The sequence below is a fragment of the Nocardioides zhouii genome (assembly GCF_004137345.1).
Lineage (GTDB): Bacteria > Actinomycetota > Actinomycetes > Propionibacteriales > Nocardioidaceae > Nocardioides > Nocardioides zhouii.
Window position 1 is genome coordinate 78,357 of the sequence record NZ_SDWV01000016.1, and the last position, 15,303, is coordinate 93,659.

At 66.2% G+C, this 15,303-nt stretch carries 10 protein-coding genes; 9 read left to right on the forward strand and 1 reads right to left on the reverse strand.

Going from position 1 to position 15,303, the window contains the following annotated elements:
- Positions 1-1,263 precede the first annotated feature (1,263 nt).
- Genes EUA94_RS15425 through EUA94_RS15440 form a run of 4 tightly spaced genes read left to right on the forward strand, consistent with a single transcriptional unit; the run spans position 1,264 to position 6,317 of the window.
- Positions 1,264-3,519: a propanediol/glycerol family dehydratase large subunit gene (locus EUA94_RS15425; protein WP_129427772.1), complete on the forward strand. Its 2,256-nt coding sequence runs from the start codon at positions 1,264-1,266 to the stop codon at positions 3,517-3,519.
- The gene (locus tag EUA94_RS15430) at positions 3,512-3,850 is read left to right on the forward strand and encodes a diol dehydratase small subunit (protein ID WP_129427773.1); all 339 of its coding nucleotides are present in this window, start codon (positions 3,512-3,514) and stop codon (positions 3,848-3,850) included. The genes EUA94_RS15425 and EUA94_RS15430 overlap by 8 nt, the downstream gene beginning before the upstream one ends.
- On the forward strand, positions 3,847-5,577 hold the full coding sequence (locus tag EUA94_RS15435; RefSeq protein ID WP_129427774.1) for a diol dehydratase reactivase ATPase-like domain-containing protein: 1,731 nt from the start codon (positions 3,847-3,849) through the stop codon (positions 5,575-5,577). Before EUA94_RS15430 ends, EUA94_RS15435 begins: the two co-directional genes overlap by 4 nt.
- Positions 5,574-6,317 carry an SDR family NAD(P)-dependent oxidoreductase gene (locus tag EUA94_RS15440; RefSeq protein WP_129427775.1) on the forward strand — a complete coding sequence of 248 codons (744 nt, stop codon included), beginning with the start codon at positions 5,574-5,576 and terminating at the stop codon, positions 6,315-6,317. Before EUA94_RS15435 ends, EUA94_RS15440 begins: the two co-directional genes overlap by 4 nt.
- Positions 6,318-6,329: 12 nt before the next feature.
- Here EUA94_RS15440 and EUA94_RS15445 read toward each other — a convergent pair whose 3' ends face one another.
- Positions 6,330-7,259: a LysR family transcriptional regulator gene (locus EUA94_RS15445; protein WP_129427776.1), complete on the reverse strand. Its 930-nt coding sequence runs from the start codon at positions 7,257-7,259 to the stop codon at positions 6,330-6,332.
- A 101-nt stretch (positions 7,260-7,360) separates the two neighbouring features.
- Here EUA94_RS15445 and hisD point away from each other — a divergent pair, with 101 nt between their 5' ends.
- The 5 genes from hisD to EUA94_RS15470 all read left to right on the forward strand — a co-directional run bounded on the left by hisD (position 7,361) and on the right by EUA94_RS15470 (position 15,013).
- Entirely contained in the window at positions 7,361-8,746 is a 1,386-nt protein-coding gene (gene hisD / locus EUA94_RS15450) for a histidinol dehydrogenase (RefSeq protein WP_129427777.1), read from the forward strand.
- A gap of 308 nt (positions 8,747-9,054) precedes the next feature.
- Complete coding sequence (locus EUA94_RS15455; protein ID WP_129427778.1) at positions 9,055-10,545, forward strand: amino acid permease; 1,491 nt, start codon at positions 9,055-9,057, stop codon at positions 10,543-10,545.
- A 92-nt stretch (positions 10,546-10,637) separates the two neighbouring features.
- Positions 10,638-11,684 carry a zinc-binding dehydrogenase gene (locus EUA94_RS15460; RefSeq protein WP_277986119.1) on the forward strand — a complete coding sequence of 349 codons (1,047 nt, stop codon included), beginning with the start codon at positions 10,638-10,640 and terminating at the stop codon, positions 11,682-11,684.
- A gap of 50 nt (positions 11,685-11,734) precedes the next feature.
- Positions 11,735-13,105 carry an NAD-dependent succinate-semialdehyde dehydrogenase gene (locus EUA94_RS15465; protein ID WP_129427779.1) on the forward strand — a complete coding sequence of 457 codons (1,371 nt, stop codon included), beginning with the start codon at positions 11,735-11,737 and terminating at the stop codon, positions 13,103-13,105.
- Positions 13,106-13,534: 429 nt separating this feature from the next.
- The gene (locus EUA94_RS15470; RefSeq protein WP_129427780.1) at positions 13,535-15,013 is read left to right on the forward strand and encodes an NAD-binding protein; all 1,479 of its coding nucleotides are present in this window, start codon (positions 13,535-13,537) and stop codon (positions 15,011-15,013) included.
- The last annotated feature ends 290 nt before the right edge of the window (positions 15,014-15,303 follow it).

The window sequence follows — 15,303 nt, forward strand, 5'->3', positions numbered from 1 at the left end:
CCCGTCCCAGGACGGGTGCAGGGGTGCTGCGGACATTCGCGCATATCCGCGAGCCCCCGCAAAGGGTTGATGTTGCCCGATTCACGCCGACGTGAACGCCGGTGTCCAGGTGCCTAGGTCAAGGGCGTCGCGCTCGGGTCGTATCTTGCGGCGCTCGGGCATCGAGGTCGCGTGCTGGCCAGTGGCCTTTCCCTGACCCTTGCAGTAGCAGTGAACGTGCTCGAGGACGTCGCCGTGGCACGCCCGCTCCACTCTCTGCAGAGGCGCCGGGCCATGCCGATGCAGCTTCACGAGGCCGCTAACGAGGCCACGGCCGACGAGCGGTGTGGGCACTGCAGAGTTCCTTCCGCGTAGGGCCGCCGGTTGTCAGCGCGCCCCGGAACCTGACGCTCTGCGGTCCCACAGCTCGTCTCCGCGAGCTAAGACCGCGCCCAAGAAGTCGGATCACCGTCTTCTTCTCCGTGAACGCCGACGACCGCATGCACGCTCGTACCCATGAACTCCATCCGCCGTCATGATCGCCGATTCCCGCCGTGAGTCTCCACCCATCTTGTAGGTGTCGCAGAGCCTCCGCCCGTCCTCACCCCATTTCGACATACACCGTTTGCAGAACGAGGGGGGTTCTCTAACCTGCGGGCTGTGGGCAGCCGCGTTGGTCGACCTGTGGAACCACGTCGGCACCTGTATGTCAGGGAGGTGCGCACCGATGACTGTCTCGTGCGCGTGATGCCGGGGCAGGGGTTGTGATCAACTGCTCAAGAGGGTGGTCGCCACGGCGAGCGTCGCGACGCATCTGATGAGTGTTCAAGCGGCATCGACACCGTCATGACCAGACGATCCCGGACGCTCGCCCGGCGCCTACCTCCGACGTTGCATGAGGTGCGAGGGACTTGGGGGTCCGAAAAGTTGGCTACAGGTGAGTGGCGCTGACTGGAGGGCGTTGAGTGTCTTGGGGGAGGCTTGACGAGTCCTGCCGGTTCTGAGACGACGGTTCCGGTGAACGTCGACCTGCCATCGGCTCTCCGGTGGAACTCGTACGCCTGACAGTGCGACGACCGTCGGCCCAGTGCCCACACCGCATCGCGTTCTTTCACCAATTAGACCCAGAACGCGGGGTTTTCCTGTGCGCAGTGCTGGATAAGTTGGGGTTGTCCTGAACGCAGACGTCACCTTAGCGTCGCCGTTGCCCCGGTGCCGCAGGCACCTGAGTGCGACCGTGCCTTGCGAAGGCAACGGCGGTGAAACAGATGAAATGAGAGTGCCATGGGCGACACCGCGGCCAAGGCGCCGATGCGCCGCTTCAAGGTGCTCGATGCGAGGCCCGTGAACCTGGACGGGTTCAACGTCGCCGACCCCGCCAGCGGCCTGGTCGCTCTCTCCAGCCCAGGAGATCCGGCACCATCGCTGATCGTCCGGGATGGGCGGATCGTGGAGCTTGATGGCAGGGCGGAAGAGGAATTCGACACGATCGACTCCTTCATCGCGGCGCATGGCATCGACCTTTCCGTAGCTGAATCCGCGATGGCTATGGCCGATGTCGATCTGGCCCGCATGACAGTCGACATCTCCGTTCCTCGACAGCGGGTCGTCGAGCTGGTGGGGGGCACTACCCCAGCCAAACTTGCGCGAGTCGTCGCGTTGCTCCAGCCAGCCGAACTGCAGTTGGCCATGTCGAAGATGCGGGCACGACGCACACCGAGCATCCAGGCGCACGTGACCAACCGGCTCGACGACCCACTGCTGCTCGCCGCCGATGCGGCGTCAGCGGTGGCGTACGGCTTCCGCGAAGTGGAGACCACCGTCCCAGTCCTAGCCAACGCCCCGTCGAACGCGATCGCCGTCCTCATCGGATCGCAGGTTGGCGTGCCTGGCGCAATGGCGCAGTGCTCGATCGAGGAGGCGCTGGAGCTGCGGCTGGGGTTGCGGGGCCTCACCAGCTATGCCGAGACGGTTTCCATCTACGGCACCGAGCAAGTCTTCACCGACGGCGACGACACCCCCTGGTCCAAGGCCCTCCTGACTGCGGCGTACGCCTCCCGCGGACTCAAGATGCGGGTCACCAGCGGTGCCGGCTCCGAGGTGCTGATGGGTGCGGCTGAGGGATGCTCAATGCTCTACCTAGAGTCGCGATGTGTCTCGCTAGCCCGGGCGCTGGGCACACAGGGAGTGCAAAACGGCGGTATCGACGGCGCGGCCATCGTGGCGTCCGTGCCCGAGGGAATGAAGGGGCTGCTGGCCGAGAACCTCATGGTCATGTTGCGCGACCTCGAGTCCTGCGCTGGCAACGACACCCTCGTCTCGGAGTCCGACATCAGGCGGACCGCCCACACGCTGCCGGTGCTGCTCGGGGGTGCAGACTTCATCTTTTCGGGCTACGGGTCCATCCCGCGCTACGACAACACGTTCGCCATCTCCAACTTCAACGCCGACGACCTCGACGACTACCTAGTTCTTCAGAGGGACTGGGGCGTGGATGGAGGACTCCGGACTTGTACGCCGGAGCACCTGGGGCGCGTCCGACGTCGGGCTGCCCAAGCAGTCCAGGCGGTGTACCGAGACCTCGGCCTAGCTGACTACGACGACGCTCGCGTCGAGGCCGTCGTCGTCGCCAACGACTCTCGCGACCTGCCTGACGGTAATCCGCTGGCGGTGCAGGACGCCGCTCGCGTGATCGAGGGACAGCAGCTCGACGTGATCGACGTGGTCGCGTCCCTGGCACGGACTGGCTTCACCGAGGAGGCCGACGCGATCATGGCGCTCACGCAAGCGCGGCTCCAGGGAGACCAACTGCAGACGTCGGCCATTTTCGACGAGCAGATGCGGGTGCTCTCCAAGGTCACCGATCCGAACGACTACACGGGCCCAGGCACCGGGTACCGACCGACTCCCGCCCGCAAGGCCGAAATCGATGCCATCCGTCAGGCGCGTACCGCCGCGCAGCTGACCGCCGACCAGGACGATCACCGCGACCACATACGCCTCGTCCCTACAGGTCCGGCGGAGGTCGGTCGCGACCCGCGCGAGGTCTGCGTCGGCCTGTCTCCGGCGCTGGGGGAGACGGTCTGGCTCTCCCTAAGTGGTCTGCCGATCGGAGAGGTGATGCGCCAGATTGCCGCCGGCATCGAGGAGGAGGGCTGTGTGACCCGCTTCATAAGGATACGGTCCACCATCGATGTGGGGATGATAGGACTCTCTGCGGCTCGATTCTCGGGTTCCGGTGTCGGGATCGGTCTGCAGGGCAAGGGAACCGCACTCATCCACCGACGCGATCTCGCGCCCTTGGCGAACCTCGAACTCTTCAGCGTGGCTCCTCAGCTGACGGCTGGCCACTACCGGGCTTTGGGCAGCAACGCGGCGCGACATGCGAAGCACACCGCACCCGCGCCGATCTTCGTCGCTGGGACGGAGGAGGCAATCACCGCCCGCTACCACGCGCGCGCAGTGGCTCTGGTCTCACTCGAGCGGACCGCCTGTCAGCCACAGGCCGGTCCCCTGGACATCGAGGTGCACCGTGACTGAGCCGTCTCGCCTGAGTGTGCAGGGTGCGCTGGACGGCAGCCTCGACATCTCCGACATTCGGATGACATCAGAGGCCCTCGTGCGCCAATCATCCGTGGCACAGGAACACGGCAACCCACAGCTCGCCGCGAACTTCTTACTGGCTTCCGAACTCACCACCATGAGCGACGAGGAGGTCCTCGACCTCTACGAAGTCCTCCGCCCCCACCGCGCCACTCGCGAGGAGCTTGACTCCTTCGCGACAGACCTTCAGACCCGGGGCGCTGAGCGGTGCGCGACCTTGGTGCGAGAGGCTGCCGGGGTCTACGCCAAACGGGGACTGGTGCGGTGACACACCTCGTCGCGGGGATCGACATCGGGAACACAACCACCGAGATCGTGGTGTCACGGATTGGTCCCAGCTCAGCGAGCATCCTATGGAGTGGTCGCGTTCCGACGGCCGGGGCCAAGGGTTCTCACCGCTCCCTTGTTGCCGCCGCCTCCCTGGTGACACGGGCGGCCGCGGAGTGCGGCCGAAGACCCGATTTGCTCGCCGTCGCGCCGCTGGTATCAGTACACACCGCGACTGTGATGGTGCCGCCCGCACCGTTGCGGGCAGTAGTCCGGGAGCGACGCAGATCTTCCGCCGGTACGCCAGCGGGCTCGGGGGCGTCCCTCGGACGGCACCGCAGCCTTGCGTCCCTGCTCGCAAATGCGGATGACCCGGACGCCACCCAGCCCATCGTCGTCAGCCTCCCGGATCCACACGACTTTGACGAAGCGGCCCACCACGTCCGGCGGCTGCTGGCAGTGGGGTGGCCCATCGTGGCGCTCCTCTCGTCCGACGATGATGCGGTGCTGCTCCACCACCGCATCGACGCGGACCTTCCGGTCGTTGACGAGGTGGACCTCGTTGGCCTGCGGGAGGGCCAGCTGGTGGCGGTGGAGGTGATGGCTGCGCACTCGGTGGCGCGCCGATGGGGAGATCCGGTGGCAGTGGCGCATGCTTTAGGCATCGGGTCCGACCTCTTGTCCGCCCTGGCCGCGCAGCTGCGCGAGCTCGCGGACGCGCCGGCCAGTGCGTTGACACTGGCGCCTGAGGTCACAGCCGTTCCCGAGCTGGTCGCCGTGGACCACGGCACTCCCTGGGTAGAGGTGGAGACCCTCGGGGGTCGCCATCGACTCTCGGTGCACGACGCGGCGCGACTGAGCGCACGGGACCCCGACCTGACAGTCCGTCGTCTCTGGCTGGGGTCCGAGCTCCGCGAGGTCGCCGACGCGACCGTCGTCTCGATGCGCGCGATCGATGACGGGGCATGGCTACGACGCGGCATCGTGGAGGCGACCGCCACCGTGGTGGCGAACCTGACCGCGGAGCCGGCGACCAACCCCCAAGACCGGCTCGCCCGCCTCACGAGCATCCCGACTGTGTGCCTGGCGAGCGAGGCACAGGCCGCCACCCTTGGGGTGGGATCGACCCCTGGTGTGCCTGAGGGGGCCGCGGTCTGCGACATCGGCGGCGGCACGGTCGACTGCGTACACGCAGGCCGGACCGTCATACGCGCAGGAGCGGGCGAGCTCGTGACGCGTGTCACAGCAGCGGCACTCGGCATCCCGCGCGGCTTGGCCGAGCACGTCAAGCGGCGCCCGGCCGTGCGTGTGGAGGGCGTCCACTTAGCCCACGGGGAGGACGGTCGCCGCACCTTCTTGCCGGAGCCGGCACAGCCGGCGGCCGCCGGCTCCCTTTGCGTTGCGTCCGCCTCGGAACTCCTCCCCTTCTCCACGACGCTGGCCCCGGAGGAGTGGCGCAGCCTCCGGCTCGCGATCAAGCGCAGCACCGTCGGTGCATCTGTCAGTCGAGCGCTGCGGGCGCTGGACACCACACCGCAGGTCCTAGTCCTCGCTGGAGGAGGTGCAATGGACGACGAGCTTGTGCGCACGGTGAGTGAGGAGCTTCTTGGCCAAGGCACCGTCGTCGCTCGTGCCGACGTAGCCGGGCGCTTCGGTCCCCGCTATGCCGTGGCCACCGGACTGACCGAGCTGGCCGCGCGCCACATCCACGGAGGAGTCTCGTCATGACCCGATCGAAACGTCTGCTGATCACCGGCGCCGCCACTGGTATCGGCGCCGCCGGTGCGCGCCTGCTTGCCGACCAGGGATGGGAGCTGGCACTCCTCGACCGCAACGCCGAGGCCCTCGGGCAACTCGCGTCGGAGCTACAGGCGGTCGCCTACGTCGTCGACGTGACCGACACAGTCGGCTACCCGCACGCCCTGCGCCGCGCGATCAACGAGTTGGGCGGGCTGGACGCGGCGTGGAGCAACGTGGGCATGCAGACCAACGGGACGGTGGAGCAGGCCTCCCTCGACGAGTTCGACCGCTCGTGGGAGGTCAACGTGCGATCTCACGTGATCTTGGGCCAAGTGGCGATCCCCGAGCTCAGGAGCAACGGCGGCGGTGTCCTCTTGGTCACAGCCTCCAACGCGGGACTCCAGACCGAGAGCCGGATGGCGGCGTACTCGACCACGAAGGCGGCCGCAGTTCAGCTCGTCCGGCTTATGGCTCGCGACCACGCCCGGGACCAGATACGGGTCAACGCCTTGTGCCCCGGGTTCGTCGACACGCCGTTCAATGCGCCTGTGTGGGAGACCTACGGGGGTCGCGAGGCTTTCCTCAGGGAAGTGGGCGAGGTCGTGCCCCTAGGCCGGATGTCCTCGGCCCAGGAGGTGGCTCTGCACGTGCGCTTCCTGCTCTCCGACGACGCATCGTTCCTCACCGGCCAGGCGTTCGCCGCCGACGGCGGGGAGCTCGTAAGCTGAGCCGCCGAGAGCCTAGGACTCGGTAGCGTCCTGGAGCTGCTGCTTCCTACCCCGCAGCAACATCCGTCGGGCCAGATGCATGAGCTCAGCCGTCGCTGGAGACAGTGCGCCGCTCTCGCGCTGTATTAGCGCAACGGTGTCGTAGAGCCTCTCCTCGAATGGCGCGATGTGGATGTTGTCTGGGAAGGCTGGATGGTCAGCGACGGCCTTGCAGATGATCGTGTCTCCCACCCCGTGGCTGACCAGCGCCAGGGCGGACTCCACGTGCTCGACTTCCACCCACGGCTCGAGCTTGAGCCCCCGGAGCTGAGCCCGGTCACTGAGCTGACGACGGGTGGGGTCACTCCACCCCACGTGAGCGTCGTACAGGATCAGCCGAGACTGCGCGAACTGATCCATCGTCACCGGCGTTGCGGCGCGCTCTGGCGTCGCGGTCGCGAAGAAGACCTCGTCTCGCATCAAGGGGGTGACACGAAGCCCGGTGTCGTCGATGGGCAACACCACGAGGCCCGCCTCGAGCTCGCCCGACGCCACCGCCGCGGCGACCCCGACCGAGTTCAGCCCCACCAGACGGACCCGCACCTGCGGGTGGCGCTGTAGGAACGGCTCGATCAGGCCGGAAAGCAAGTAGTAGTTGGCGTTGCGCAGCAGGCCGAAGGTCGCGACCCCCCCGCCCAGGGAGCGGAGAGAGCGCAGTGCCTGAGCGCCGTTGTCTGCTGCCTCCACCGAGTGCTCGGCGTGGGGGAGCAGCTCCTCACCCGCAGCAGTCAGGATGAGTCGCCGCCCGCCTCGTACAAAGAAGTCTAGTCCGTACTCGGCCTCCAGGCGGCGGATCAGTTCGGATACGGAGGCCTGAGCGGTCCCCATCTCGACGGCCGCCGCAGTGAACGTGCCGGTTCGAGCGGACAAGAGGAATGCTCGCAGTTGGTTGAGGGTTGCCATCCTAGGATTTTAAGGCCCAAGTGCTCCATAGGGAAACCCTGTGGCGAACTCGTGACAAGTCGGGGTTGTCCCCGGAGTTTCGGCTTTCTAGGGTGACGGTCATGCGTTTCACACCATCCGTCTTGTCATCCCTTGAGGGCCGCTTCCGCGTCGTGAAGGCTCCCGAACGTGGGGGGGACCCCGCTGCCCAGAGGGACCCCGCGGTTGTCGCCACGGTGTCCGAGATGCTGTCAACAATTGAGAGGCAGGGGATGGACGCCGTTCTCCATTACGCCCGCCAACTGGACCGGTACGACGGGGGCCTGGTTGAACTGGACCGCGCCGCGATCGATGCGAGCGGGGCGCGCCTCGACCGCACCCTGCGCGAGGCCATTGAGCTCGGCGCCGAGCGGACAGCGGCCTTTGCCCGCGCCCAACGCAACTGCCTGCAGGACTTCGAAACCGAGCTAGTCCCCGGCATCGTCACCGGTCACCGCTACATCCCGGTGGGACGTGTCGGCGCCTACCTGCCGGCCGGGCGGTTCCCGCTGACGGCGAGCGCATTTATGACAGTCAACGTAGCTAAGATCGCCGGTGTCCCGTCAGTGACGGCATGCACGCCGCCTCAGTCCGACGGACTCGCCAACGCTGCCGTCCTCTACGCCGCCGCCATCTCCGGGGTGGACCGGGCCTTCTTGCTGGGCGGCGTGCAGGCACTGGCCGCCATGGCCTTCGGCCTGCTCGAAGAGGAGCCAGCTGACATGATCGTCGGTGCCGGCAACGCCTACGTGGCCGAGGCAAAGCGTCAACTCTTCGGCAGGGTCGCGATCGATCTTCTCGCCGGCCCATCGGAGGTCGCCGTGATCGCCGACGGCTCCGCAGACCCCGAGCTCGTCGCGGCCGACCTGCTCGGTCAGGCCGAGCACGGGCCAGACTCGCCCGCCGCCCTCGTTACCACTGACGCCGGCCTTGCCTCGGCGGTGTCCGCAGAGGTCGACCGCCAGCTTGAGACTCTTTCCACCCGCGACATCTGTGGACCGGCGTGGCGCCATTACGGGTCCATCACTGTGGCCCAGGACCGTCAGACCGCGGTAGCGCTGATGGACGACCTCGCGCCCGAGCACCTCGAGGTCCTCACCTCCGAAGACGAGTGGTATCACGACAACCTCCGCAACTACGGCTCCCTCTTCCTCGGCACCTGGAGCACCGTCGCCTACTCCGACAAAGGCATGGCAGGCACCAACCACGTCTTGCCCACCGCCGGGGGAGCCAAGCACTCTGCCGGTCTCTCGGTCTCGCGCTTCCTCAAGCCGCTGACATACCAGCGTGTCGCCAAGGGGGCCACACACCTGCTGGCCGACGCTGTGGACGTCATTTCCGCCTCCGAGGGCATGTCCGCGCACCAGGCTACCGCGACGCTTCGAATTGCGCGCCTCCAGGAGATGCCGTCGACGGACGCGCGAGAGGCTGTCGGCACGGACATGCTTCGCCCTGAAGTGCTGCGCTGATGGGCACCGTGGCCGCCATATGCTGCAGTCGACCAATTCTGCCGCGAGGCACGGGTCAGCGTCCCCCTATGACCGGACGGCAGGACCGTCGAGTGCTCACCGGCTTCGGGACCCGGCGTAAACGTGTGGCGTTGTCCGGCCGCCCAACGCTGCGTTCGGCGTTTGTCAACGTGCAGGGTTTTCCTGTATCAGCTGGCGGATTCAATCATCTGTCCTGGAGCTTGTCATTGTTTTTAGCATGAGCCACATTCCACCAAAGCCGGCCTGTCTGTGGGGCGTGTCGGTGGAACCCACCCTTAAGAGGAGCCATGGCAACAGTCGATGAAGACGCAACGCTCAGCGAGTTCGGATATACCCAAAAGCTCGACCGGTCGGTGGGGCGAGTGGCCTCGTTCTGCCTGGGATTCGCCGTGATTAGTGCAACGACCGCTGTGTATTCGGGGTTCGGCTTCGGGCTGGCGACCGCCGGACCGGCGTTCGTGTGGACCTTCCCCATCGCCGCGCTGATTTTCTTCGTCTGGGCAGTCATTGCCGGCGACCTTGCCTCCAAGATCCCGCTCTCCGGGTACGCCTACCAGTGGACGAGCCGACTCGTTGGGCCCACTCTCGGCTGGTTCACGGGGTACTCCGCCCTTATCGGGTTCATCAGCGGCTTCACCGGCGTCGCCTACATCATGGCCAGCTACCTCGGTAGCCTGCTAGGCCTCACCATGACGACCAGCACGCAGATATGGCTGACAGTAGCGATCGTGCTGGTATGCGTCCTGATCAACGCATACGGAGTGCGACTCGCCACCGCCCTCAACAACGCAGGTGTCGCCCTGGAGATCCTCGTTACAGTAGGGGTCACCCTGTTTATCGCGCTGGTCGCGCTTGTCTTCTCCTCCGACCACCAGGGCGTGGACTTTCTCTTCACCAAGGGGGACGCTGTCGCCTCGCCGTACGCCGTGGCATGGCTGACTTCGAGTTTGGCCTGCATCTTCGGTCTTCTCGGTGTGGAGGCCGCTGCTGACATCGCGGAGGAAACCCGCGATGCCCGCAAGGTGATCCCGCGCACCATGCTCTACGCGCTCGGCGCCGCGGCCACCGTCGAGTTCCTGATGTACGTCGTCTTCCTCCTGGCCATCAAGGACCCGGCTGCGATCAGCGCCTCTGCGGCACCCATCGCTGACATCATGAGCCAGCAGGTCAGCCCCCTGTTCTCCGACGTGGTCGTTGCCTTCGCGCTGACGAACATCTTCGTGTGCGTGCTTGCCAACATGCTTGTCGCCACCCGGCTCCTTTACGCCATGTCGCGAGACAACATGGTTCCGGGCGCCAGATTCCTGAGCCACGTCTCTCCCAGTCGCAAGACCCCATCCGCGGCCGTGTGGACCACAGGTGCGGTGTCGCTGTGTCTGCTGATGTCGGCCTTCGCAAGCGAGCAGGCGTTCGCTTACATCTTGGGCATGTCGGCGCTCGGCTACTTCACCGCTTACGTGCTGACCACCTCAGGCATGCTTTACGCGACGCGTCACGGCCGGTTTCCCGAGCCCACGCCCGGTACGTTCAACCTCGGCACGTGGCGCACGCCCATCCACTTGCTCGGACTGTTCCTGTTCTCCTGCGTGACCGCCGCCCTGCTGTTTCTGCCCGACTTCCGCGCCAACGGGCGTACGTTCGTGTTGGTGATGGTGGTGGCCGCGCTCTGGTGGCTGCTCGCGCTTCGCGGTCGATTGGAGCGCGGGGAGGCAGGGCCGGCGCTGGCCCTTCGCAACGTCGAGCCCGGGCGCAGCGGCTCGGAGCACAGTTCGGCCTGACCCGACCCGTCGTTCGCAACCAGAAAAGGTGGTCGATCACCGTGCGTGCAGCCGTCTTCACAGATCCCTCACGCCCTGTCGAGATCCTGGACGTGCAGCTAGCCCCGCCTGGCCCCACCGAGGTAAAGGTTGCGATCGCAGCCGCTGGTGTGTGCCACTCCGACCTCCATGTGCGTCGGGGGGACTGGGAACTGCCGCTGCCGTTGGTCATGGGTCACGAAGGCAGCGGCGTGGTCACCGAGGTAGGCGCGTCCGTCACGCACCTCGTGCCGGGTGATCACGTCGTGCTGTCCTGGGTTGCTCCCTGCGGTAAGTGCCGTTACTGCCTCAAGGGACTTGACGTGCGGTGCGAAGTAGCTGCCACGACGGTCGCCCTCGGTGGCGGACTCAACGACGGCACCACGCGACTCAGTGTGGACGGCTCCCCGATCCACCACTACCTGGGGACGTCGTCCTTCGCGGAGCAGGCGGTTGTTCCAGCGGCGGGGGCGATCAAGGTCCGCAGCGACGCACCGCTGGAAGCAATCTCGCTTGTCGGGTGTGCTGTCGCGACCGGCGTGGGCGCCGTCCGCCACACCGCCGGTGTCCCGACGGGCGCGACGGTCGCCGTCGTCGGGTGCGGCGGGGTGGGTCTTTCCATCGTGCAGGGCGCCCGTATGGCCGGAGCCGAGCGGATCGTGGCGATCGACGTCCGTTCGGAGAAGTTGTCGCTGGCGCGCACCTTCGGGGCCACCGACGTGGTGGACGCGAGCTCGACCGACGCGGTTGCTGCGGTGCTCGACCTCCTGCATGAGGGAGTCGATTTCGCCTTCGATGCCATCGGCAAGAGTGCGACGACCGGGCAGTGCCTGGCCCTGTTGGGTCTGGGGGGCGCGGCGGTCGTCGTGGGCATCCCTGCGGCGGGGGTGACGGCGACGTTCGAGCCCCAGGTCCTGGTCGATCGGGACCAGCGGATCATGGGGTCCAACTACGGAGGCATCCGGCCGTCGATCGACATCCCCTGGCTCGTGGACCAGTACATGGAGGGCACGCTCATGATCGACGAGCTGATCAGCGCCCGACGACCACTCGCCGACGCCGAACAGGCGCTGCTCGACCTTGAGGGTGGAGCCGTGCTGCGCCAGTTGCTCATCCCCTAGCTTGACCGGACCCCGCCGACCCGCACCAGACATCACCGAGAGAAGGATTCATGTCGCACTACGCAGTCACAAACCCCGCCACCGGCGAAGTCATTCGAACCTATCCCGAGATCACGGACGAGGCCTTGGTGCTAGCGGTCGGAGCCGGCGCTGAGGCTCACCGCACGTGGGGTCGTAGGTCCACCGTCGCGGAGCGGGCGGCGCTCATTCGGCGGGTCGGCGACTTGCACCGCGAGCGGCGCGAGGAGCTGGCTGCCATCATCGTGAGGGAGATGGGCAAGACCCTCGCGGGCTCGCTCGGCGAGGTCGATTTCTGCGCCGATATCTACGACTACTACGCCGAGAACGCGGGCCAGTTCCTAACCGACGAGCCCATCCAGCTCCTCGGCGGCGAAGGGTCCGGCGTGGTGCGCCGCAGCTCACTGGGATTACTCCTTGGGATCATGCCTTGGAACTACCCCTACTACCAAGTCTCGCGCTTCGTGGCTCCGAACCTCGCCATCGGCAACACCATCCTGCTCAAGCACGCACCTCAGTGCCCCGAGTCAGCTGCCGCCCTGGAGAAGATCTTCCACGACGCCGGCTTCCCCGTAGGGGCCTACCAGAACGTCTACGCCAGCAACGATCAGGTGCAGGACATCATCGCCGATCCGCGAGTGCAAGGCGTCTCCCTGACCGGATCCGAGCGGGCTGGCGCCGCCGTGGCAGAGGTTGCCGGCCGGCACCTGAAGAAGGTCGTGTTGGAACTTGGTGGGTCTGACCCCTTTGTGCTGCTCTCGTCTGCCGACCTTGACGCGACTGTGGAAGATGCTGTGGTGGGGAGGCTCGAGAACACAGGCCAGGCCTGCAACGCCGCCAAGCGGTTCATCGTCCTGGACGACCTTTACGACGCCTTCGTGGAGAAGTTCACCAAAGCCCTGCTTAACGCGAAGGTCGGTGACCCGTCCGAGGCAGACACCGTTGTCGGTCCGATGTCATCGGCCGCTGCGGCCGAGCGGCTGCATGAGCAGGTGGAGCGAGCCGTTGCGCAAGGTGCATCGATCGTCCGGGCAGGTGAACCGAATGGCACCTACTACCCGCCTGCGGTGCTGACGGGCGTCACGGTGGATAACGACATCCACCGCGAGGAGCTCTTCGGGCCAGTCGCCGTCATCTACCGCGTCGCCTCGGAGGAAGAGGCGGTCGGCGTAGCAAACGACACACCTTTCGGGCTGGGTTCTTACGTCTACAGCACCGACCCGGACCAGGCCGCGCGCGTGGCCGACGCGCTGGAGGCTGGCATGGTCTATGTCAACATCGTCGGCGCTGACAGCCCGGAGCTGCCCTTCGGCGGGGTCAAGCGGTCCGGGTCGGGACGCGAGCTTGGTCGCTTTGGCGCGGACGAGTTCGTCAACAAGAAACTGATTCGTATCGGAGCGTAGATCGACAACGGACGGTTTTGAGAGTCGTCCACCAGGCTCGCCGGGGTCCACTCGTATCGCGTCAAGCGGAGTTGGGCCGGGTTGGTTGGGTGCCAGCGCACCTGGGGACGGGCTTTCGCCGTAGCGGGTCGCTGGGTCGTGTCATGCCGGACGCTGACGCGTCCGTTGACCGATTGACTACTCCGCCGGATCAGCTGGGCCATCTACGACCCTCACATCGGTCGAATTCTTTCATCGAAGTCGACTGGACAGGAGCCTCAGATGAGTACTTACATCCGGTCCCCGACCGGTCGCGCTCCACGGATATCAGTCAGGAGAGGGCGTTGCCATTGCAATGCCGAGCTCATGCCGTGCGCCGGCTGCGGCGAGCCACGATGCTTGGCTTGCGACCCGTACAAATCAGATGACTGCCGATGGAAAGCCTAAGTCGTGATTGAGCCCAGGGATCTCTCGCTCGAGAGAGCGCTGGCGACGGAGCACCCCATTTCATGGCTGGCGGGGGAGTTGATTACCGGTCCTCTCCTCGTCATTGGTGACACGCCCGTGGCATGCCGCGTGTGTGCGACCCTTGGTGCGCTCGGCGCAGATGTCCAGGTGGCGCACCTAATCGCTCCCAGCGACGCCGATCTCGCCACCGTTCTGCGAGACGAGTACGCGCACGCTTTGGTCCTAATCCGGGACGACGTGGAGGCCCTGCGCTACGCACTCGCCCTGGCGCACCTCAAGCCCACACTGCCCCTCATCGTCACGGTCTTCGACCGCACGATCGCCGAGCAGCTACGCCTTCTTCTACCGCGCGCAGCGGTCGTGTCGTCCGCCGAGGCCGCGATCCCAAGCCTGATCGGCCCGTGCCTAGGCAACGGTGTCGTCGCCGAGTTCACTGACTACGGAGACCGCATTCAAGTGCTTTGGCGACCAGGATCCAACACCTTCGAGGAACGACCGTCCTCGGGCAGGGCCGTGTCCCCATGGCGTAGCCTTTCGAGGCGGTTTTCGGTGAATCCTCGCCACCTTGACCCTGGCAGCCGAATCATGGTTAAGGGACTGCTGGGCTTGGCTGCTATTTTGATGCTTGATTGGATGTGGCTCGCGCTGGTGGCTGGGCATCCCCCAGTAGTTGCCCTCTCCGAGGCGTCGCGGGTGTTGGCAACGGTCGGTCCCGGCCCCCAGCACGCAGAAGGCACGTACGGCATTTTCTCGGCCGCCGCCATGCTCGCGACGATCGTACTGACGGCACTGTTTACAGCGGGCCTGGTCGACCGGTTCCTGGAGCCACGACTAGTGCGGTTCCGTGGCGGCGGTTCGGTTCCTCGGGGAGGACACGTGATCGTGATCGGACTCGGACAAGTCGGTGTCAGGCTCTGCGAAAGGCTGCAGGTTCTCGGCCAACCCATGGTCGCCGTCGAGCGAGACCGTGACGCGTCAGGGATCGCGCTGGCCCGGCAGCTTGGCATCCCCGTCATTGTGGGTGACGGGAAGTCGAGGCGGCTGCTGGAACGACTCCGGCTGAATCGCTGCCTCGCGGTCGCCGCGGTTGGATCCTTGGACCTCGACAACGTCGCGGTCGCAGTCGCAGCTTCGGCGGTGTCATCGTCGACCCGGATCGTCATGCGGGCCGGCGAGCAAGAGGCTGTCGCCGAGACCAAGTCCTTGCTGCCACTGGGCGTGACTCGGGATGTCACAGCGATCGGCGCGGCGTACGTCTTGGCACGGATGATCGGTACCGAACCAGATGTGCAGGTGGTCGCACACCGGGATGAGGTGCACCTGCGATTTGGCGACGGCAGCTACTCACCCTGCGCGCTCGCCCGACGCGATGAGTGTCGCCACACTCAGCGCATGGTCAGTCGAAGTGTCGACGCCGGTGCGTCTGCGGGCGACGTCGCTGCTACGCGCCGCGGGACTTAACGCGGCAGCATCTGTCCGCATCGCCTGGGTGGTCTTGGTCACGTAGATCGAAACCAAGTACTACCGACGCTGCCGCGATTCACACGGCTGGAACGCGAGCATTGCACGCGCCCTATCGCGTGTTTGCGGGAGACAACACGAGAAGGGGGTGTGCAGCACTGGCGGTGCTAACGGGCTGCGCGGCGCGAAATACGGAGGTGCTGCGGGCTGTTGGACGGTGAATGGGCGCGGGCTTCCACCGCAGACACGCCGTCGACAACATGCAGAGCGGACAATGCGCGGGATTCGAT